Raw genomic sequence first — 20,370 nt, forward strand, 5'->3', positions numbered from 1 at the left:
GGACGTCGCACGGCTCTCGGCCGAGTCGTTCCTCGGCACCGTTGCCGGGAATCCGGGCAGTCTAGCCAGGGAGTGTGACCTTGGTCCTACCGAGGGCCGAACGAGAGGTGTCTAGGCCGACGTCCTGCGACCGGCGGCGTCAGCGCGTCGGCTCCTCGACCAGCGCGTCGTCGAGGGAGGGCCTGATGGTGAACACCTGCTCCAGCGCCGTGATGCGGAACACCATGAGCAACCGCTCCGAGTCGACGACCAGCTGCAGCCGGCCACCGGCGGTTCGCACCCGCTTCAGCGTGCCGACCAGCAGGCCCAGGCCCGTCGAGTCCATGAAGGTGACGCCCCGCAGGTCGACCACCAGGTCGACCTGCTGCCGGTCGATCAGGGCGTTCAGCCGCTCGCGCAGGGTGTCGGCGGTGGCGACGTCGATCTCGCCGTCGACCTCGACCACCGTCTGCTGGCCGACCTCACGGCTCACCACACGCAGCGCCACGGCCTGCCCCTCCACGTCCGCTCGGCACGACACCGGAATTGAAACATCCGCGCCGGCCAGGAGCCACAACAGCGACAGTGGCACTCGTCACCGCGACCGAGCTTCGGGTCAGAAGGGTGGGACGTCCGGGTAGGCAGCAACCGCACGACGAGCACCAGGCATCGCTGAACGAGCAGGAAGGCGAGCGGAGGCATCCGCCCGGGGACGGTCGGCGGTTGACGGCGGCGGCCCGGTGTCGAGACGTACAGCCGGCTCGTCGTGGTAACGCCGACCCGACGGCGTCTGCCAAACGACCTCACCGCCGCGCCGATGCGTCACCTTCCATCGACCCAGGTGCTTGAGCCGGTGGTGCTTGCGGCACAGATGGGCGAGGTTGTCCGCCGCCGTCTCGCCGCCGGCCGCCCAAGCCGTCGAGTGGTCGACGTCGCAGCGAGCGGCCCGGCGCGCGCAGCCGGGGAACCGGCAGGTGACGTCCCGCACCGCCAGCGCGGTACGGAGATCTGCCGGCACCCCGTACCGGCGGCGACCGACGGACAGCACCGTCCCCGTGTGCGGGTCGGTGAGAACCCTGATGAACGACGGCGCGTCCGCCGCCAGGCGACGAGCCGTCTCGATGTCGATCGGTCCGTGGCCCTCGAGCACGGCCGGCTCGTCATCGTGTCCGAGCAGCGTCAGAACCGGCACCGTGAGCACCACGGTCGCCCGGATTCCGCGCGCGCTGTCCGGGAGCGAGCTGCCGAGGCCACTCGGGTGGGCGTCCACGTGGTCGGAGCGGCTCGGATCGTCGCGTCCGTCGACGCGGCCGGGGTGCCGCTGCTGCTCCGGCGGCCGCCGCGGGGCGGCGGCGACCGACCGGACGGCGTCCGAAGCGTCCGGGTCGATGAGGAGGGCGGACATCACGTCCGCACGCAGCTGCGGCAGCGAGCGGCCTTCATCAGGGCCCTGGACCTCCGCGGCCAGGTCGGAGATGCGGTGGAACGCCGCATAGGCCTGCTCGGCTGGCAGGAGGGCACTGAGCCACGCGAGGTGGTCGTCAGCAGGCGTCACGGTGACGTGCCGGTCGGCAACCGCCGCGCGGCGCGCCTCCGGGGTCACCGGACCGGCGTGCCGCGCGCGCCACCGACGGGCCACGGAGCGGAACCGGGACGGGTCCAGCGCCAGCGCCCGCGGGGTCAGCGCCTCGTCTGCCGCTGAGCGCACCTGCTCCGGGCACCGCTCGAACAGCTCGAGCATCACGTCGACGTGCCACCGGGAGACCTCACCGTCGGCGTTCGCCTGCGCGAGACGCGGGAAGCACCTGGTGAGGACGGCCGTGCGGCGCACCCGCGACGAGACGGTCGACTCCGGCAGACGAAGAGCGAGCGCGAGCTCCGCGATCATGTCGGTCCGGGCCCACTCCCAGGCGACGCTGTCGGACAAGGTGTCCGACAGCTCGGCACGACGCATGGCGGCGCCGCTCCGGAACGCCTCGACGACGAGAGCGTCACGCCAGGCCGAGATGCGGTTCACCAGGCGGTCCGCCGCCGAGACCGCCGAGATCATGTCGTCGACCGGATCGCGGTCGTCCCCGTCCGCGAGCTCGGCGGGCACGGCGGGCACGGCGGGCACGGCGGGCACGGCAGGCACGGCAGGCACGGCAGGCACGGCAGGCACGGCGGGCACGGCAGGCACGGCAGGCACGGCGGGCACGGCGGGCACGGTGGGCACGGCGGGGAGCGTCCCCGCCGGTGCCAGCCGCCCGTCATCCATGGGGAGATCCCATCACCGACCACTGAAATAGCAACCCAAACCGGGCGCCGGGCGCTCGCCGTCGGCGATCAGCCGTTGCTGAGGTGACGTGGTAGTCGGTCACGGCTGGGCGGGCAGGCGACAGCAGGCGGGTATGCAGACAGCAGGCTGCGCAGGCTGCGCAGGCAGGGCAGGCGGGGGAGGCAGGGCAGGCAGGCAGCGCAGCGCAGAGCGTGCTCAGTCCGAGCCGACCACAGCCCCGTCAGCGAGCGCCCCGGACCGCCGCCAGCGCAGCCCGGTACTCCTCCGTGGTGCCGTCCGCTCGTACGGTCTGCAGCACGTGCTCGCGGACCCCCCGCTCCGCGAGCACGGCAGTCAGCTCGACGACGTCGTCGTCGGACATCACCGTCGGATCCACCGTGGTGCGCACCTGCACGTCCACGCCCGACGCGAGCACCAGCTCGAGAGAGGAGAACGCCTGGTCGGCACTGGTCGTCGGTCCACCGGTCCGCGTGATCGCGCGGTACAGCCGCGCCGGCGCCTTGATGTCGAGCCCCACCCAGTCCACCAGCGGCAGCAGCTGCCGGAGCCGACGTGGATAGGTGCCACCCGTGTGCAGTCCGACGAGGAAGCCTGCCTCCTTCACCTCACGCATCGCGGCCACCAGCCCGGCCTGCCGGGTCGGCTCACCGCCCGAGAAGACCACGCCGTCCAGCAGCCCCCGACGTCGCGCGAGCAGGTCACGGACCGCCTGCCACGGGACCACGCCGGGCGTCCGCGGATCGAGGATCGCGCTGTTGTGGCAGTAGGTGCACCGCCACGGGCAGCCCTGCAGGAACGCCGTGGCGACCAGGTGGCCTGGCCAGTCGACGGTGGAGAGCGACACGAGACCGGCGATCTGCAGGTCGTCGGCAGCGGCGCCACGAGCGTGCGAGCCGACCGGTGCCGTCGAGGAGTCCGAACCGCGCCGCGCGGCCTGCGACGGCGAGCCGGCACGGGCCGACGACGAGGCAGCGCGCCCCGTCGTCGGCCCGGTCGTCGTCATCGTCATGCACCCACCGCGACGGGCTCGCCCGCGCCCACGATCTCGTCGTGCGCGTACGCGTGCATGCCGGGGTCCGCACCGAACGCGACCCGCTCCTCGAAGGAGACCCGCTCCGCCTGCTCGCCCTTCTTGCCGACGTTGAACGAGCTCACGGGCCGGAAGTAGCCCATGACGCGCGTCCACACCTCGCACTCCACCGGCGCGGCGTCCGGGTGCGCCTCCGCGCAGCGCGGGCACGTGTGGTGCTCACCGGCGAGGTAGCCGTGGTTCGGGCAGATCGAGAAGGTCGGCGTGATGGTCAGGTACGGCAGGCGGAAGCTCGACAGCGACCGCTTCACCAGCTCGCGGCAGGCCTCCGCGGTGCTGATCCGCTCCGACATGTACAGGTGCAGCACCGTGCCGCCGGTGTACTTGGTCTGCAGCTCGTCCTGCCGGGCCAGCGCCTCGAACGGGTCGTCGGTGAAGCCCACCGGCAGCTGCGAGGAGTTGGTGTAGTACGGGTTGGCGTCCGTACCGGCCTGCAGGATGCCGGCGAACCGCTTGCGGTCCTCCTTGGCGAACCGGTACGTCGTCCCCTCGGCCGGCGTCGCCTCGAGGTTGTACAGGTGACCCGTCTCCTCCTGGAACTCGACCATCCGGCCGCGCACGTGGTCGAGGATGCGCAGCGCCAGCTGGTGGCCGCGAGGGTCGGTGATGTCGTACTCGTCGCCGGTGAAGTTGCGGATCATCTCGTTGATCCCGTTGACGCCGATCGTGGAGAAATGGTTCTCCAGCGAGCCGAGGTACCGCTTGGTGTACGGGAACAGGCCCTCCTCGAGCAGCCGCCCGATCACGTCGCGCTTGAGCTCGAGCGACGTGCGAGCCAGCTCCAGCAGCCGGTCGAGCGCCGTCGTCAGGCCGGCCTCGTCTCCCGGGAAGAGGAAGCCCAGGCGCGCCATGTTGACCGTCACCACGCCGACGGACCCCGTCTGCTCCGCGGAGCCGAACAGGCCGTTGCCGCGCTTGAGCAGCTCGCGCAGGTCCAGCTGCAGCCGGCAGCACATCGACCGCACGTCGCCGGGGTTCATGTCCGAGTTGATGAAGTTCTGGAAGTAGGGCAGCCCGTACTTCGCCGTCATGGCGAACAGCCGCTCGGCGTTCTCGGACTCCCAGGGGAAGTCCTTGGTGATGTTGTACGTGGGGATCGGGAAGGTGAACACCCGGCCCGACGCGTCGCCGGCCGTCATCACCTCCATGTACGCACGGTTGATCATGTCCATCTCGACCTGCAGCTCGCCGTACGTGAAGTCGCACGGCTCGTCGCCGACGAACGGCACCTGCTCCTTCAGGTCCTCCGGGCAGGTCCAGTCGAACGTCAGGTTGGTGAACGGGGTCTGCGTGCCCCAGCGGCTCGGGACGTTCAGGTTGTAGATCAGCTCCTGGATGCCCTGGCGCACCTGCTCGTAGGTGAGCTGGTCCAGCCGGACGAAGGGGGCCATGTACGTGTCGAACGAGCTGAAGGCCTGGGCGCCGGCCCACTCGTTCTGCATGGTGCCGAGGAAGTTGACGATCTGGCCGATGGCCGACGAGAAGTGCTTGGGGGCGGTCGCCTCGACCTTGCCGGGCACGCCGTTGAGACCCTCCTGCAGCAGCGTGCGCAGCGACCAGCCGGCGCAGTAGCCGCTCAGCATGTCGAGGTCGTGGATGTGGATGTCGCCCTCGCGGTGGGCCGCACCGATCTCGGCCGGGTACACGTGGGACAGCCAGTAGTTGGCGACCATCTTCCCGGCGGTGTTGAGGATCAGACCACCGAGCGAGTAGCCCTGGTTCGCGTTGGCGTTGACCCGCCAGTCGCTGCGGTCCAGGTACTCCTCGATGGACGAGCCGACCTCGACCATGACCGGCGCGGCCGGCTGCTGCGGCACGGTGGACGTCGTCGTCCCACGCTGCGCCTCGACCTGCTGGGGCTCTGCACCGAGCCCCGACCCCTGCGTCGCGTGCTGCGACGACTCCTGCACCGACATCTGCGCCCTCCTGAGCCTGCGTCACCCGCGGTCCGGGTGGAGCCCTATCCGAGCGCACCCGACACAAGATGTTGTGGTCCGACTCGCCCGACACGCCCACATGTGCCACGAAGACATTCCGTTCAACGCCCGGCGCGGGCGGCAGGCCCGGGACCAACGTCCCGGAACGCGGGTGATCTTGACGCCCGACGAGGGCACCACGCGCGGATGCGACCATGAAGAGGTGGGGACCGGCGAGCTGCTCGACGTGCTGCTCGCGGGAGGCCGCCGAGCGGACCGGATGACGCACGTCCGGCACCTGCCGAGCCGGCCCGGCCGCACGGTCGACTGGCCGGCCTGGGCCGACCCGGCACTGGTCACCGGCTACCGGCGCCTCGGGGTCGAGGCGCCCTGGGCGCACCAGGCCGAGGCGGCGGACGCCGCGTGGTCCGGCACCCACACCGTGCTCGCGACGTCCACCGGCTCGGGCAAGTCGCTGGCGTTCTGGCTCCCCGCGCTGAGCGCCGTGCGCCGCGCTGGCACGGACGCCGCGACGGGCGCCGGCCAGGGCCGCATCGAAACGGTCCGGCGACGTGCCACGACCCTCTACCTGTGCCCGACGAAGGCGCTGGCGGCGGACCAGCTCGCCGGGCTCGAACGGCTGTTGCACGCCGCCGAGCTGCGCGACGTCCGCGTCGCCACGTGCGACGGCGACACCTCGCGCGAGGAGCGTCGTTGGGTGCGCGAGTACGCCGACGTGGTGCTGACCAACCCCGACCTGCTGCACGTCACCCTGCTGCCGCAGCACCAGCGGTGGTCGCGCCTGCTCTCCTCGCTGCAGTACGTGGTGCTCGACGAGTGCCACGCGTTCCGCGGCGTGTTCGGTGCGCACGTGGGGCTGGTGCTGCGCCGGTTGCGACGCGTCGCCGCGGCCTACGGGGCGCACCCGACCTTCGTGATGGCGTCCGCCACCACCGCGGACCCGGCGGCGAGCGCCGCCCGGTTGATCGGCGTGGGTCCCGACGAGGTGCGGGCGATCACCGACGACGCATCGCCGGCCGGCACCAAGACCGTGGTGCTGTGGGAGCCACCCGAGCTGCCGGGGTCCGATGCGCCGTGGTCGGCGCTGCTGCCGGAGGACGACCCCTGGGCACAGGTCTCGGTGGTGCCGGCTCCCCTGCCGGTGCTGACAGGCGCGCAGGTCCCGGCCGTCGTGCCCGTGCCGACGGCCGCGCAGGCCGCCCCGGCGACGCAGACGTCGGGATCGGGTTCCCTCGCGACCGGCACGCCGCTCGCCGGCCTGCCGTCGGGCCCGCTCGGCACGGGCGAGCAGCTGGTGGTCGAGCGCACCGACGCCCCCCGGCGCACGGCGACCGCCGAGGTGGCGGAGCTCCTGGCGGACCTGGTCGCCGCCGGCGCCCGCAGCCTCGCGTTCACCCGCTCACGCCGAGGGGCGGAGTCCGTGGCCACCACGGCTCGCGCCCACCTGGAGCGCAGCGTTCCGGAGCTGGCCGGACGGGTCTCGGCGTACCGCGGCGGCTACCTCCCCGAGGAGCGACGCGCGCTCGAGCGGGCGATCGGCACGGGCCAGCTGCGCGGGCTCGCCACGACCAACGCCCTGGAGCTCGGCGTGGACATCTCCGGCCTCGACGCGGTGCTCATCGCCGGCTGGCCCGGCACCCGCGTGTCGTTGTGGCAGCAGGCGGGCCGCGCGGGGCGGGCCGGCGCCGACGGGCTCGTCGCGTTCGTCGCCCGCGAGGACCCGCTCGACACCTATCTGGTGCACCATCCGGAGGCGGTGCTCGACGCACCCGTCGAGGCCACCGTCTTCGACCCGGGCAACCCCTATGTGCTCGCGCCGCACCTGTGCGCCGCGGCGGCCGAGGTGCCGCTGCGCACGGACGAGCTCGGGATGTTCGGGCCGGCCGCGCCGGCCCTGCTGGACGAGCTCGTGGAGCGGGGCGCCCTGCGCCGCCGAGCCTCCGGGTGGTACTGGACCCACGCCGAGCCGGCGAGCGGGCTGACCGACCTGCGCGGCACCGGCGGTGACCCGGTGCGCGTGGTCGAGTCCGGCACCGGCCGACTGCTGGGCACCGTGGACGCCGCGTCCGCCGACTCCACCGTGCACGAAGGCGCCGTCTACGTGCACCAGGGCGCGACCTTCGTCGTCGACGAGCTGTCCCTGGACGACGGCATCGCCCTGGTGACGCGGCGCGACGTGGACTACGGCACGTGGGCCCGATGGGTCACCACGACGCAGATCCGCCAGGTCCGTCACGAGCTGACGTGGGGCCCGGTGACATGGGGTTTCGGGGACGTGGACGTCACCAGCCAGGTGCTCGGCTACCAACGCAAGCGCGTCCCGGACCTGCAGGTGCTCGGCTCGTCCGACCTGGACCTGCCCGCACGAACCCTGCGCACCACCGCCGTCTGGTGGACAGCACCGCCTGAGGTCCTCGAGGCCGCCGGCGTGACCCTGGAGCAGACGCCCGGCGCCCTGCACGCCGCCGAGCACGCCTCGATCGGCCTGCTCCCCCTGCTCGCGACGTGCGACCGCTGGGACCTCGGTGGCCTGTCGACTGCCGTGCACGTCGACACCGGCACCGCCACCGTCTTCGTGCACGACGCGTACCCCGGAGGGGCCGGGTTCGCCGAGCGGGGGTTCGGCCTGGGCGCCGTCTGGCTGCGGGCCACGCGTGACGCGATCGCGTCCTGCCCGTGCAGCTACGGGTGCCCCGCCTGCGTCCAGTCGCCCAAGTGCGGCAACGGCAACGACCCGCTCGACAAGGCGGCTGCGATCCGGCTGCTCGACGTGGTCCTGGCTCACGCACCGGGCTCGACGGTCGGTCCAGAGGCGCTCGCACCGGGTTCGACGGCCGGTCCACGGACGCAGGAACCCGGCTCGACGGTCGATCGAGCACCGTCCGACCTGAGGCCGACGGTCGATCGGGCGGGGTCCGAGCCGCGCTGAGCGCGCGGTCACGGCGCCCGTGGGTCGACCGCAACCAGGCTCGGTCGCGCGTGGTCACGGCGTCCGCGGCCCGACCGCAACCGGGCGCGGTCCCGCGCGGGCGCGCGCTCGAGCGGCGCCAGCAGGCCCGTCCACCGTCACCTGCACGGTCACCGTTCCGAACGCTGCCGTCCCCGACGCGTCCGTCTCGCACCGCGTCGCGCGGCCGCCGTTGCGCTCGGCGACGGCGGCGGCGAGGACGCACGGGCCCCCGGCCGGTGCGGACGCGGGTTCGGCGTCGTCGGGGAACGCGGACTGCCGCTGCAGCCGTTCCGCGGCCGCGAGCGCCGCGAGGTCCGCAGCCGCCTGCGCACGTGCGTGCCCGAGGAACGACGCCGCCAGGACCCCGAGCAGCCCCGCGACCAGGACGACCACTGCGGCCACGCCGAGAACGAGAACGGTTCCGGACCCGCGGTCGCCGTGCGGACGCCGTCGCCACGCCGGCGCGACCTGCCCGGGTGGCGTGCTCACGGCTCCACCGGTGTGCTGCTGCGCGCCCGCGCCTCGAGACCGCCGAGGCCCCATGCGCCGGTCACGGGCCGGTCGACCGTGACCGTCACCCATCCGTCGGCGCGGACGACGGCGACGGACGCGCCGTCACCGGCCGAGCGTCTGACGACGCCCACCACGGTGGCATCGTCCTCACCGAGCGCGGCGCTGCGCGCACCGGCACGCGCCGCCTCGGTGCACCGCAGCTGGGTGGTGGCCGCCGTGGTGAGCAGCAGTACCAGCCCGAGGAGCACCACGACGCCGACCAGGCCGACCGCGAGCTCCACGGTGACGGCGCCCCGATCGGTGACTGCCCCGCGAGCGCCGCCCCCGGGAGGACGTCGCACCGCGCGGTCCCGCCGTCGCACCGGAGGCTCGGCGACAGCACGCGGCGTCACGACGACAGCGCGCGCCGCACGATGCCGAGCAGCAGTCCGCGCACCTCGTCGCTGCGCAGGATCGCCACCAGCAGCCCCGCGAACCCGACCGCCGCCAACGTGGCGATCGCGTACTCCGCGGTCGCCATCCCGGCGTCCCGCGCGCCCGCCCGCAGCGCCCACAGCCTCGCGACGACCCACCGCGCGAAGCCCCGGAGTGGCCCGACGCCGAGGGGACCCTCCGCGCCCGAGCTCGTCGTGCCGGCACGCACCGGCCCCACGTTCGCCACGTCAGCACGCACCGGCTCGCCGCTCGTCGTACCGGCACGCGCCGCCCCCGCGCTCGTGACGTCAGCACCGCTCGCCCCGGCATCGGCCACACCCGCACCGATCACGTCCGCACCCATCCACGTCTCCTTCCGACCAGGCCGGTCCCGCGACCGGCGGGCCGAGCCTGGTGGCCCGAGGCCCGGCGGCTCCCCGCCCACCGCAGGCCCGGATCGCCCACGGGATCGCCCCGGGCTGTGGACGGGTGGCGTGCCCGGTCACCCGAGCACGCGACCCGCGATCGACAGCACCACCGGCACCACACCCAGCAGCAGGAAGGCGGGCAGGAAGCACAGGCCCAGGGGCAGCACCAGCCAGACGCCGAGCCGCCCGGCCGCCGCTCGACCGGCAGCCCGGCGCCGGCGACGTGACGCCGCGGCGGCGGCGCGCAGGAGCGGTACCGGTGACGCCCCGGCCACCGCGGTGGGCTCCAGGGCGTCCGCCACCGCACGAGCTGCCGGCGGCGCGTCTGCCCACGCGGCCTGCCACGTCGACCCGAGCGTCAGCGCGCCCGCCGCGCGGCGCAGCGGGGCACCGACGCGCCCGGGAAGCGCGTCGGCGACGGTCGAGAGTGCTCGCGGCATCGGTGCACCCGCCGCCAGTGCGGCTGCGACCAGGTCCAGCAGCAGCGCCGGGTCCGGACCGGCCTCCAGCGCTCCGGACCCGCGCGGTGCGCCTCCCGGCCGCCACCGGGCGCACCCGGACCCGCGCCACCCGCGGCGTCGCCGGGCAGCGGCGGCGTCGTGCTCCCGCGACACGGGCGATCCTCGACCGACCGACCGCGCCCTGTCGCCGACGCACCACCACGGGGCGCTGCCGAGCACAAAGAGCGCCACGAGCACCACCGGGCCGCCGGTCACGGGGCTGCCGCTCTCCGTGCCCGGGCGACGAGGAGCCTGGTCCAGCCCCATCCCCCGGCGACGAGGCCGCAGCCCAGCACCCCGGACACCGTGCCGAGCCGGCCGTCGAGCAGCACGCCGACGGGGTCCGCGCCGGCGGCGGCGCCCAGCAGCACACCGAGCACGGGCAGCCCGAGCAGCACGCGCACCGATGCGCGCGGACCCGCGAGCGCCGCGGCGAGCTCCGCCTCAGCCTCCGCGTCGGCCGCGACTGCCGCGGCGACCTCGTCCAGCACGGCGGCGAGCGGAGCTCCCAGCTGCTGCGCCACGACGGCCGCTGCGACGACCGCCTGCGCCCGCGCCCGTTCACCGGGAGGCACCCCGCGACGTCGTCGACCACGGGCCGGCGGCGCAGCACCGTGCAGGAGCTGGTCAACCGTCGGGACTGCACCGCACGCGGACAGGCGGAGCGCTCGCGCCCACGCGTCGGCAGGTCGCGCACCGGCTCGCAGCAGGGTGCTGACGGTGGTGACGACTGCCGCCAGGTCGACCGTGCCGGTCGACGCACCACGGCGGGACGCCAGCCGCGCCGTCCAGCCGACGGGCGTCGCTCGGGCGCGCGCCGCCACCGCAGGAGGCGGTTGCTGCCGCTCCCCGCCGTCGGTCCGTGGCCGGGCCCCGTCCTGCGCTCCACCCCTGCCCGCCGAGGCCCACCCCCGCTGCTCGGCTGCGGGAAGGAACCCGCGCCGAACGCTCGGGCCCGCGACGAGCAGCACCGCCAGTGTCACGAGCAGCCCGAGGACGGCCGTCACGACGCAGTCCGGTCGAGGCGTGCCGCGAGGCGATCCCACGCCGGGCCGCGTTCCACGGCTCCCGCACCGTTGCAGCGCACAGCAGGCTCGACGGCCAGGGACCCGTCGTCGGCCCGGCGCACCACACCGATCTCGGTCAGCCGGCGCTGCGCCCGGTCCGGGCCGGCCCGGCGCAGGTGCAGCACCGCATCGACGGCGCTGACGGCCTGGGCTGCCAGGGCGTCCCGCGACATCCCGGCGAGGGCCGCCAGCGCCTCGAGCCGCGCCGGGACGTCGGCCGCCGTGTTGGCGTGCAGCGTCGCGCAACCGCCCTCGTGCCCGGTGTTCAGTGCCGCCAGCACCTCCCGGATCTCGGCACCGCGCGCCTCGCCGAGCACCAGCCGGTCGGGACGCATCCGCAGCGCCTCCCGGACGAGCCGCGCGAGGTCCACCGCACCGGCCCCGTCGACGTTGGCGTGGCGGGTGGTGAGGTGGACGACGTGCGGGTGGTCCGGCCACAGCTCGCCGGCCTCCTCCACGACGACGATCCGCTGGTCCGGCGGGACGGCGGTCAGGAGCGCTGCCAGCAGGGTCGTCTTGCCGGACCCCGTCGGGCCGGACAGCAGCAGGTTGGCGCGGCGGTGCACCAGCGCCTGCAGGAGCGGCATGACGGCGGGCGCGAGCGTGCCGCGGTCGACCAGCTCCTCCAGCGTGAACGGCTGCCGGCGCAGCACCCGCAGGCTCAGCACCGTGCACGGCCCCGCCAGCGGAGGCAGCACCGCGTGCAGCCGCGTCCCGTCGGGCAGGCGGGCGTCGACCGTCGCCGTCGCGTCGTCGAGCCGCTGGCCGCCCGATGCCGCCAGACGCACCGCCAGCTCCCGCACGTCGGCCACCGAGCCGAGGTCGGCGTCGGTGCGCACCAGGCGCCCGGCGCGCTCCACCCACACGTCGGCCGGTCCGTTGACCAGCACGTCGGTGACGAGCGGGTCGTCGAGCCACCGCTGCAGCGGCCCGGCGCCGAACAGCACCGCACGGACCTCCCGCACGGCCGTGGCCAGGGCGGACGGGCCGAGCAGCGTGCCTTCCTGGTGCACCGCGTCACCGACGAGCGCGGCCAGGAGCTCGTCCGACGGGACCGTCCCGCCGCCGCCGTCGGCTCCGCGACCGGACGCAGCAGAGGTCGAGGACACCGGCGGCGCTCCGAACCCGTCCTGCAACCGCGCGCGCACCCGCTCGGCGAGCTCTGTCAGCCCGTCGCCCGTCAGCACCGCCGCACCACGGGCCGCCGACCCGGGCTGCGCGTCCCGAGGCACCAGCCGCCCGGCACTCATCCGCTCACCACCGCGCCGTCATCCGAGCAGCCACGACGCCTCGACCTGCGCCGCGACCGCACGGGCTGCCCGAACCGCCGTCCCCCGGCTCGGCAGCGCGCCCCGCTCCGCCGCACGCGCGAGCCGGCGCGTCGTCCCGCCGGCCCAGAGCACGGGGAGGTCGACGGCGGCCGAGAGCTCCGCCACGGAGAGCCCGCCGGGACCCCGCCCGAGGACGACCAGCCCCACCGAGGCACCGGCCGCGACCAGCCGTGGTCGAACGGCGAGGGTGCCCGCGACCGACCTGAGGTCCCGCCGCGCCACCACGACCACGACGTCGCACGCCCCGAGCACGGCGGCACCGCCCGACGCGCCGCCCCGCGGCAGGTCCAGCACGATCGCGCCGACGGCACCGGCCAGCGCCTGCAGCACGTCGGCCACCAGACCGGGCTCGGGCTCGGAACCGTCCCGGTCGGCACTGAGCACCGCACAGGCGCCCCACCGCGGCAGCAGCGCGAGCACGTCCTCACCCGGCACGTCGCCACGCGCACCCGCCAGCTCCGGCCACCGCGCACCGTCGGCGTCCTCCACCCCGACGGTGACGTCCAGGCCGCCGCCCCCGGGGTCGAGGTCGACCAGCACCGTGCTGGTGCGGCGGGCCAGCCGGGCCGCGGTCAGCGCCGCCAGCGTGGACGTGCCGGCACCGCCGCGGGCTCCCACCACACCGACGACGGCGGCCCGCGGCGCGGGCCCCGCGCCGGTGGCGGCTGCGCCCGGCCCGGGCGGCAGCAGCACCCTGCTCGACGACATCACGCACCTCCTCAGCGGCCGCCCAGCCTGCCGTCCCGGCGCCGCGAACGGCGGCACCGGGGCGACGTCCCGACGCGGGCCGACGTGCGGAGCCGGGCTGTGGGTGGGTGGCCGCCGATACGCTCGCGGGAGCCGGCGCCCGTCGGGTGCCGCCGCAGCACGTGGTCCCGGGCCGCCGAGGAGGCCGATCGATGAGCGACGCCACCGCGGAGCCCACAGCCGACCCCGCCGCCGAGGAGCCCACGGGCGACCCCACCGCCGACCGCGCACCGGCCGACCCGCACCGGGCGGCGGCCTTCTTCGACCTCGACAAGACGATCATCGCCACGTCGTCGGCCACGGCCTTCTCGCGCCCGTTCCTCGCCGGAGGCCTGCTGACCAGGCGCGCGATGCTGCGCGCCGCCTACGCGCAGTTCCTGTACCAGGTGGGCGGCGCCGACGAGGTGCAGACGGAGCGCATGCGCGCCCAGCTGTCCCGGATGGTGACGGGCTGGGACGTGGACCAGGTCTCGGCCATCGTCGAGCGGACGCTGCACGAGTCGATCGACCCGGCGGTGTACGCGGAGGCGGTGGTGCTGATCGACGAGCACCACCGCGCGGGCCGGGACGTGATCGTGGTGTCGGCGTCGGGCCGGGAGCTGGTGGAGCCGATCGCGCGGCTGCTCGGCGCGGACGGCGTGATCGCCACGCACATGAGGGTCGCGGACGGGCGGTACACGGGGCTGATCGACTTCTACGCGTACGGGCCCGCCAAGGCGGAGGCGATGGCCGACCTCGCCCACCTCAGGGGGTACGACCTGCAGGCGAGCTACGCGTACTCCGACTCGATCACCGACGAGCCGATGCTCGCCGCCGTCGGCCACGCCGCGGTGGTCAACCCCGACCGGGCCCTGCGGCGGCTCGCCGAGGAGCGGGGCTGGGAGACGCTGCGGTTCGTCCGCCCGGTGTCGTTGCGGCTCATGTCGCGCCGCGACTCACGGACGGCGGCGGTCGTCCTGCTGCTGCTCCTGGCGGCGGGCGCTGTGGTGTGGGTCCTCGCGGGCCGGTGGCGCCGGAACGGCGGACGCGGCCGCGGACTCGGCTGAGCGCACGGCTCGTCCACATGCCGGTCCGCCGTCCCACCAGGTGACCGCGCCCCGGCCCTGACCTCGTCGGACACCGCCAGGGGTAGGCAGACGGCTCGGCAGGAGGTACCAAGGGTGCACAACTGAACGTGCGGGGGCACCCACGCGCAGGAGTGCCCACCTACAGGGCAGGTCGACCGGGCTGGACCCGTAGCGACCGAATCGGTGCACGCCATGTTCACCCCCGCACCTCGGTACCGACGGCGGCGTCCTGCGGGGCGCCGTCGCTGGCGTCCCCGGGCAGCCTCGACCCCGGGGCCGACCCGACCCCCGAGCGGTGCGACACGCTCGCATCCCGCGCGCCGACGGGCGCAACGGCCTCGCGTCGTGACAATGACCGCATGGTGGCTGCCCCCAGCGTCTCGTCGTCCATCACCGCGCGCCTGAAGGTGACGGCGCGCCCGACGGCGGTCAGCGAGCTGACCACCGCCATCGAGACCGCCGGCGGGATCGTCACGGCGCTCGACGTGCAGTCCTCGGGCCACGAGCAGATGACCGTCGACGTCACGTGCGCGACGCGCGGCGAGGAGCACGCGGCCACCATCGTCGCCGGGCTGGAGCAGCTGCACGGGGTCGTCGTCGAGCGGGTGTCCGACCGGACGTTCCTCATGCACCTCGGCGGCAAGCTGTCGATCGAGTCGAAGGTGCCGCTGCGCACCCGCGACGACCTGTCGATGGCCTACACGCCCGGCGTGGCCCGGGTCTGCGAGGCGATCGCGGCGCACCCGGAGGACGCCCGGCGGCTGACCATCAAGCGCAACACCATCGCCGTGGTGACCGACGGCACCGCCGTGCTGGGCCTCGGCGACATCGGCCCCCTTGCGGCGCTGCCCGTGATGGAGGGCAAGGCCGTGCTGTTCAAGCGGTTCGCCGACATCGACGCGTTCCCGATCGCCCTGGACACCACGGACGTCGACCAGATCGTCGAGACGGTGGTGGCGATCGCCCCGGTGTTCGCGGGCATCAACCTCGAGGACATCAGCGCGCCGCGGTGCTTCGAGGTGGAGCGCCGGCTGCGCGAGCGGCTGGACATCCCCGTGTTCCACGACGACCAGCACGGCACGGCGATCGTGGTGGTCGCGGCGCTGACCAACGCGCTGAAGGTGGTGGGCAAGGCGATCGGGGACGTGCGGATCGTGCTGTCCGGCGCCGGGGCGGCCGGGACCGCGGTGCTGAGGCTGCTGCTCGCGGCGGGTGCCCGCGACGTGGTCGTCGCCGACATCGACGGCGTGGTGCACCCCGCGCGGCCCGGGCTGGCGCCGTCCTTGCGGTGGACGGCGGAGAGCACCAACCCGCGCGGCGTCACGGGGACGATCGCGCAGGCGCTGGCCGGGGCCGACGTGTTCATCGGCGTCAGCGCACCGGACGTGATCACGGGCGACGACGTGGCGACGATGGCCGACGACGCCATCGTCTTCGCGCTGGCGAACCCCCGACCCGAGGTGGACCCGGACGACGCCGCCCGGCACGCCGCGGTGGTGGGCACCGGCCGTTCCGACTTCGCCAACCAGATCAACAACGTTCTCGCCTTCCCCGGGGTGTTCCGGGGGCTGCTCGACGCGCAGTCGCACAAGGTCACCGAGCACATGCTGCTCGCGGCGGCCAACGCGCTGGCGTCGGTGGTGCGCGACGACGAGCTCAACCCGACGTACATCGTCCCCAGCGTGTTCAACCCGGAGGTCACCCGCGTCGTCGCCGCCGCCGTGGCGAACGCTGCACGCCTCGCCGAGTGGGGCTGATCACAACCCGCGGTCCTCGCACTGGTCAGCGCCCCGCACCGGACCATTCGTCCCAGGAATGACCCCCGGCGAGCCGTCACCCTGGTCGGGTGCTGACCATCCCGCAGACCGTGGACCTCGAGGCGGACGCCGCGCACCACAAGGTGGACCTCACGCACCGGCCGGGGGTGTTCCTGGTGCGCACCATGCTCGCCGGCGCCTACATCGGCATCGGCGTGCTGATCATGGTGACCGCCGGCGGGCCGCTGGTGCAGGCCGCATCGCCGTGGGCGCCGTTGGTCCAGGGCCTGGTGTTCGGGGTGGCGCTGACGATCGTGGTGGTCGCCGGGGGTGAGCTGGCCACCTCGGCGATGATGATCCTGACGCAGGGGGTGTTCCGGCGGTCGGTGCGGCCGGGGCGGGCGGCGCTGACGCTGCTCGCGGTGCTCGTCGGCAACCTGGTCGGTGCCGCGGTGTTCGCGGCCCTGCTGCGGGGCTCCGGGGTGCTGGCGCCGACGACGGCGGCGGGCAAGACGATCGCCGCGATGATCGAGCACAAGGCGGCCGAGACCACGGGCCAGCTGTTCGTCCGCGGCATCCTGTGCAACCTGCTGGTCTGCCTGGCGATCTGGTGCGCCGGCCGACTGGAGAACGAGGGCGCCAAGATCGCCGTCATCTTCGCCTGCGTCATGGTGTTCATCACGTCGGGCTTCGAGCACGTGGTCGCCAACATGACCACCTTCTCGTTCGGCCTGATCGCGGGGCTGCCGCACGCGACCGTCGGGGAGTTCGCGCGGAACCTGCTGGCCGTCGGGCTGGGCAACCTGGTCGGCGGCGGGCTGCTGGTGGGCGCGTCGTACGCCTACGGCGTGCACGGGCCGCGCGGTGCGGCGTCGGACGCGAAGCCGGGTGCCGTCGAGCCGATGCCGGGCGCCTCGGCCGTCGCGGACCCGGAGATCGACGAGCAGCTGACCCCGGTCGCCGCCGCTCGCTGACGCCTCGGCACCCCGTGCGGGTGCCCTCACCTGCGCGGTCGCATCGCGGCGCGCCCGCCCGTGCGAGGGCGCGCCGGGCCGCAGCGCAATAGCGTGACCTCGACGCGCCCGCGCAGGGCGCCGACGACCAGCCGAGGAGCATGCGCGCGATGAGCACCAGCGACCCCCAGGACCGCCCCGCTCCGACCGAGCCCGTGTCCCCGGCACCGGACGCCGGCGCCGCTGCCGGCACGGCGCCGACCCGCCCCGCCGGCACCGCAGCCGGCACCGAGCCCAGCACCGAGCCCGGCACAGCACCCGGCAGCGAGCCTGCCGCCGCGCACGAGAGCGCGGCACCGGCGGACCTGCCGCCGTCGGGCGAAGGTCTGACCGTCACCGACGAGACCGCGCACCGGCACGCGCAGGCGCGGCCGCTGCCGACCCCGCCGGAGCCGGAGGCTGCCGACCGCCGCCTGCCGCCGCCGCGGTTCACCGCCGCCCGGTCGGAACGCCAGGAGCCGGCACCGGACTCGCGCAGCACCACGGCGCTCCCCGCAGCGGGCGCACCAGTCTCCACCCCGGCCCGCGACGTGCCCCCGGCGCCGACGCCCGGGCCGGCGCTCGCGGCCGGCGCGGCCGCAGGTGCGGCGGGTGCGGCCGGTGCGGCCGGTGCGGCGGGTCGGCCGGGTGAGCGCACCGGCGCCGCGCCGCTCGCCACCCCGGCCACCGTCGCGTCGACGCCGGGAACCGCGGACGACGGGACGCTCTTCCCGGACCCCAACGCACCGCGCACCATCGGGGCGGGCACCCACGTGCTCGGCCTGATCGTGGGACTGCTGCTGCCGGCCGTCGCCGCCGTCGTCACGCTGCTCGGGGTGTCCCGCATCCTGTCCGTCGAGGCGGACGGCTGGGTGGCACGGGTCGAGGTGCTCGGCATCGTGCTGGTGACGCTGGGCGCGCTGCTGCTGGCCGCGGTGGCGCTGCTGTCCCTGTGGACGCCGTGGGTCGGCTACACGGGCGGGGTGCTGCTGACGCTGGCCGGGGCGCTGGCGCTGTTCGCACCGGGCGTCAGCCGCAACGCGATGCTGCACGTGGTCAGCACCGAGGGGTGGCAGCCCACCGTGGTGCAGACGTCGGTCGCGGCGACGTCGGGCACGTTGCTGGTGATCGGGGTGATGGTGCTGGCCAGCGGCATCGTGTCGCACGTCGCCCGCCGGCACGGGATCCACCTCGGTGCCTTCCGGGAGCGCAACGCCCACTGAGGTCCAGCCCGACCCGCAGGCACGAGATCTGGGGCTAAAGTCCCAGTCACTCGACCGATCGCATCATCGTCGCTGCGGAGGAGACACCGTGACCGAGCCGGACACCGGGGACAACGGCCTGGAGAACCTGCTGACGGAGGAGCGCCGGTTCCCGCCGTCCCCGGAGTTCGCCGCCCAGGCGAACGCCACCCGGGACCTGTACGCGTGGGCCAACGCCGACCCGGAGGGGTCGTGGGCGGAGCAGGCGCGCCTGCTGCTGAGCTGGAGCACGCCGTTCACGCAGACGCTGGACTGGTCGGACGCGCCGTTCGCCAAGTGGTTCGCCGACGGGACGCTGAACGCCTGCGTCAACGCGGTGGACCGGCACGTCGAGGCGGGCAACGGCGACCGCGTCGCGCTGCACTTCGAGGGCGAGCCGGGCGACACGCGCACGCTGACCTACGCCGACCTGCTGCGCGAGGTGTCGCGGGCCGCCAACGCCCTGGAGTCCCTGGGCGTGCGGACGGGCGACCGGGTGGCGATCTACCTGCCGCTGATCCCCGAGGCCGTGATCACCATGCTGGCGTGCGCGCGCATCGGCGCCCCGCACTCGGTGGTCTTCGGCGGCTTCTCCGCCGAGGCGCTGCACTCGCGGATCCTCGACGCCGAGGCGACGCTCGTGGTCACCGCCGACGGCGGTTACCGCCGCGGCCACCCGAGCGCGCTCAAGCCCGCGGTCGACGAGGCGCTCGCCAAGGGCGCCCCCACCGTCCGCAACGTCCTGGTGGTCCGCCGCACCGGCCAGGACGTCGACTGGACCGACGGCCGCGACGTGTGGTGGCACGACGTGGTGGACGGCGCCTCCGACCAGCACACCGCGGTCGACCTGCCGGCGGAGCACCCGCTGTTCATCCTCTACACGTCGGGCACCACCGGGAAGCCGAAGGGCATCTTCCACACCACCGGCGGGTACCTGACGCAGGCGGCGTTCACGCACCTGAACGTGTTCGACCTCAAGCCCGACACGGACGTGTACTGGTGCACCGCCGACATCGGCTGGATCACCGGGCACACCTACGTCGTCTACGGCCCGCTGGTGAACGGCGCCACGCAGTTGATCTACGAGGGCACGCCGGACACCCCGGACCGCGGCCGCTGGTGGGACATCGTCGAGAAGTACAAGGTCTCCATCCTCTACACGGCGCCGACGGCGATCCGCACGTGCATGAAGTGGGGCGACGACATCCCGGCGGCACGCGACCTGAGCAGCCTGCGCGTGCTGGGGTCGGTCGGTGAGCCGATCAACCCCGAGGCGTGGATGTGGTACCGCCGCGTGATCGGCGGCGACCGCACCCCCGTGGTCGACACGTGGTGGCAGACCGAGACCGGCGCGATCATGATCACCCCGCTGCCGGGGGTCACCGAGGCGAAGCCCGGCTCCGCGCAGGTGCCGCTGCCGGGCATCGCCGCCGAGGTGGTGGACGACGAGGGGCACCCGGTGCCCAACGGCGCCGGTGGCTACCTGGTGATCGCCAAGCCGTGGCCGTCGATGCTGCGCGGCATCTGGGGCGACCCGGACCGGTACGTCGACACCTACTGGTCCCGGTTCCGCGGCCTGTACTTCGCCGGCGACGGCGCCAAGAAGGACGAGGACGGCGACATCTGGCTGCTCGGCCGCGTGGACGACGTGATGAACGTGTCCGGCCACCGCTTGTCGACCACCGAGATCGAGTCGGCGCTGGTCTCGCACCCGTGGGTGGCCGAGGCCGCGGTGGTGGGCGCGCACGACGAGACGACCGGCCAGGCCGTCGTCGCCTTCGTCATCCTGCGCGCCGGCTCCGAGGGACTCGACAAGGGCCCCGACGAGGTGGAGACGGAGCTGCGCAACCACGTCGCCACGCAGATCGGCCCCATCGCCAAGCCCCGGCAGATCCTCGTGGTGCCCGAGCTGCCGAAGACACGCTCCGGCAAGATCATGCGGCGGCTGCTGCGGGACGTGGCCGAACACCGGCAGGTCGGGGACTCCACCACGCTGGCGGACGCCTCGGTGATGGAGCTGATCTCCCAGGGCCTCGCCAAGGGCGCCTGACCGCTTCGGCCGAGCCGGGGTTCCCGCCA

Annotated in this window: 17 protein-coding genes; 6 read left to right on the forward strand and 11 right to left on the reverse strand. The window is 74.5% G+C overall.

The annotated features are described in order from the left end of the window. Positions 1-139: 139 nt before the first annotated feature. The 4 genes from N0B34_RS03265 to N0B34_RS03280 form a co-directional block, all read right to left on the reverse strand. Positions 140-487 carry an STAS domain-containing protein gene (locus N0B34_RS03265; protein WP_263729899.1) on the reverse strand — a complete coding sequence of 116 codons (348 nt, stop codon included), beginning with the start codon at positions 485-487 and terminating at the stop codon, positions 140-142. A gap of 108 nt (positions 488-595) precedes the next feature. Then, positions 596-2,194, reverse strand: a complete 1,599-nt coding sequence (locus tag N0B34_RS03270; protein WP_263729796.1) for an HNH endonuclease signature motif containing protein — start codon at positions 2,192-2,194, stop codon at positions 596-598. A 283-nt stretch (positions 2,195-2,477) separates the two neighbouring features. Then, entirely contained in the window at positions 2,478-3,266 is a 789-nt protein-coding gene (locus N0B34_RS03275; RefSeq protein WP_263729797.1) for an anaerobic ribonucleoside-triphosphate reductase activating protein, read from the reverse strand. After that, complete coding sequence (locus N0B34_RS03280; RefSeq protein ID WP_263729901.1) at positions 3,263-5,137, reverse strand: ribonucleoside triphosphate reductase; 1,875 nt, start codon at positions 5,135-5,137, stop codon at positions 3,263-3,265. The genes N0B34_RS03275 and N0B34_RS03280 overlap by 4 nt, the downstream gene beginning before the upstream one ends. A gap of 406 nt (positions 5,138-5,543) precedes the next feature. Between N0B34_RS03280 and N0B34_RS03285 the strand changes: the two genes are divergently transcribed. Continuing rightward, positions 5,544-8,213, forward strand: a complete 2,670-nt coding sequence (locus N0B34_RS03285) for a DEAD/DEAH box helicase (protein ID WP_263729902.1) — start codon at positions 5,544-5,546, stop codon at positions 8,211-8,213. A gap of 54 nt (positions 8,214-8,267) precedes the next feature. Here N0B34_RS03285 and N0B34_RS03290 read toward each other — a convergent pair whose 3' ends face one another. The 7 genes from N0B34_RS03290 to ssd form a co-directional block, all read right to left on the reverse strand. Then, a complete protein-coding gene (locus N0B34_RS03290; RefSeq protein WP_263729798.1) occupies positions 8,268-8,723 on the reverse strand; it encodes an Rv3654c family TadE-like protein in 456 nt (151 codons plus the stop codon). Then, positions 8,720-9,028: a TadE family type IV pilus minor pilin gene (locus tag N0B34_RS03295; protein ID WP_263729799.1), complete on the reverse strand. Its 309-nt coding sequence runs from the start codon at positions 9,026-9,028 to the stop codon at positions 8,720-8,722. The genes N0B34_RS03290 and N0B34_RS03295 overlap by 4 nt, the downstream gene beginning before the upstream one ends. A 107-nt stretch (positions 9,029-9,135) precedes the next feature. Next, complete coding sequence (locus N0B34_RS03300) at positions 9,136-9,525, reverse strand: DUF4244 domain-containing protein (protein ID WP_263729800.1); 390 nt, start codon at positions 9,523-9,525, stop codon at positions 9,136-9,138. A gap of 138 nt (positions 9,526-9,663) precedes the next feature. Then, a complete protein-coding gene (locus N0B34_RS03305; protein WP_263729801.1) occupies positions 9,664-10,203 on the reverse strand; it encodes a type II secretion system F family protein in 540 nt (179 codons plus the stop codon). Between the two features lie 98 nt (positions 10,204-10,301). After that, positions 10,302-11,096, reverse strand: coding sequence for a type II secretion protein F (locus N0B34_RS03310; RefSeq protein WP_263729802.1), 795 nt, complete (start codon positions 11,094-11,096; stop codon positions 10,302-10,304). After that, on the reverse strand, positions 11,093-12,406 hold the full coding sequence (locus tag N0B34_RS03315) for a TadA family conjugal transfer-associated ATPase (RefSeq protein WP_263729803.1): 1,314 nt from the start codon (positions 12,404-12,406) through the stop codon (positions 11,093-11,095). Before N0B34_RS03315 ends, N0B34_RS03310 begins: the two co-directional genes overlap by 4 nt. An 18-nt stretch (positions 12,407-12,424) precedes the next feature. Further along, the gene (ssd, locus tag N0B34_RS03320; RefSeq protein WP_263729804.1) at positions 12,425-13,195 is read right to left on the reverse strand and encodes a septum site-determining protein Ssd; all 771 of its coding nucleotides are present in this window, start codon (positions 13,193-13,195) and stop codon (positions 12,425-12,427) included. 191 nt (positions 13,196-13,386) lie between these two features. On the opposite strand from ssd, the gene N0B34_RS03325 reads away from it, so the two are divergent. From N0B34_RS03325 to acs, 5 genes are all read left to right on the forward strand, one after another. Next, positions 13,387-14,280, forward strand: coding sequence for an HAD family hydrolase (locus tag N0B34_RS03325; protein ID WP_263729805.1), 894 nt, complete (start codon positions 13,387-13,389; stop codon positions 14,278-14,280). A 380-nt stretch (positions 14,281-14,660) separates the two neighbouring features. After that, complete coding sequence (locus tag N0B34_RS03330; RefSeq protein WP_263729806.1) at positions 14,661-16,058, forward strand: NAD-dependent malic enzyme; 1,398 nt, start codon at positions 14,661-14,663, stop codon at positions 16,056-16,058. An 89-nt stretch (positions 16,059-16,147) separates the two neighbouring features. Further along, entirely contained in the window at positions 16,148-17,032 is an 885-nt protein-coding gene (locus N0B34_RS03335) for a formate/nitrite transporter family protein (protein WP_263729807.1), read from the forward strand. A 149-nt stretch (positions 17,033-17,181) separates the two neighbouring features. Next, positions 17,182-18,273 carry a hypothetical protein gene (locus tag N0B34_RS03340; protein WP_263729808.1) on the forward strand — a complete coding sequence of 364 codons (1,092 nt, stop codon included), beginning with the start codon at positions 17,182-17,184 and terminating at the stop codon, positions 18,271-18,273. An 88-nt stretch (positions 18,274-18,361) separates the two neighbouring features. Further along, the gene (gene acs, locus N0B34_RS03345; RefSeq protein ID WP_263729809.1) at positions 18,362-20,341 is read left to right on the forward strand and encodes an acetate--CoA ligase; all 1,980 of its coding nucleotides are present in this window, start codon (positions 18,362-18,364) and stop codon (positions 20,339-20,341) included. The last annotated feature ends 29 nt before the right edge of the window (positions 20,342-20,370 follow it).

This window comes from Cellulomonas sp. SG140, assembly GCF_025770785.1.
GTDB lineage: Bacteria > Actinomycetota > Actinomycetes > Actinomycetales > Cellulomonadaceae > Cellulomonas.

What these genes read in the sequence shown, in the direction of transcription:
- N0B34_RS03280 (WP_263729901.1), bottom strand. Translation starts at nt 5,137, where the DNA reads ATGGTCGAGGTCGGCTCGTCCATCGAGGAGTACCTGGACCGCAGCGAC.
- N0B34_RS03315 (WP_263729803.1), bottom strand. Translation starts at nt 12,406, where the DNA reads ATGAGTGCCGGGCGGCTGGTGCCTCGGGACGCGCAGCCCGGGTCGGCG.
- ssd (WP_263729804.1), bottom strand. Translation starts at nt 13,195, where the DNA reads ATGTCGTCGAGCAGGGTGCTGCTGCCGCCCGGGCCGGGCGCAGCCGCC.
- N0B34_RS03285 (WP_263729902.1), top strand. Translation starts at nt 5,544, where the DNA reads ATGACGCACGTCCGGCACCTGCCGAGCCGGCCCGGCCGCACGGTCGAC.
- N0B34_RS03325 (WP_263729805.1), top strand. Translation starts at nt 13,387, where the DNA reads ATGAGCGACGCCACCGCGGAGCCCACAGCCGACCCCGCCGCCGAGGAG.
- N0B34_RS03300 (WP_263729800.1), bottom strand. Translation starts at nt 9,525, where the DNA reads ATGGGTGCGGACGTGATCGGTGCGGGTGTGGCCGATGCCGGGGCGAGC.
- N0B34_RS03340 (WP_263729808.1), top strand. Translation starts at nt 17,182, where the DNA reads ATGAGCACCAGCGACCCCCAGGACCGCCCCGCTCCGACCGAGCCCGTG.
- N0B34_RS03275 (WP_263729797.1), bottom strand. Translation starts at nt 3,266, where the DNA reads ATGACGATGACGACGACCGGGCCGACGACGGGGCGCGCTGCCTCGTCG.
- N0B34_RS03330 (WP_263729806.1), top strand. Translation starts at nt 14,661, where the DNA reads ATGGTGGCTGCCCCCAGCGTCTCGTCGTCCATCACCGCGCGCCTGAAG.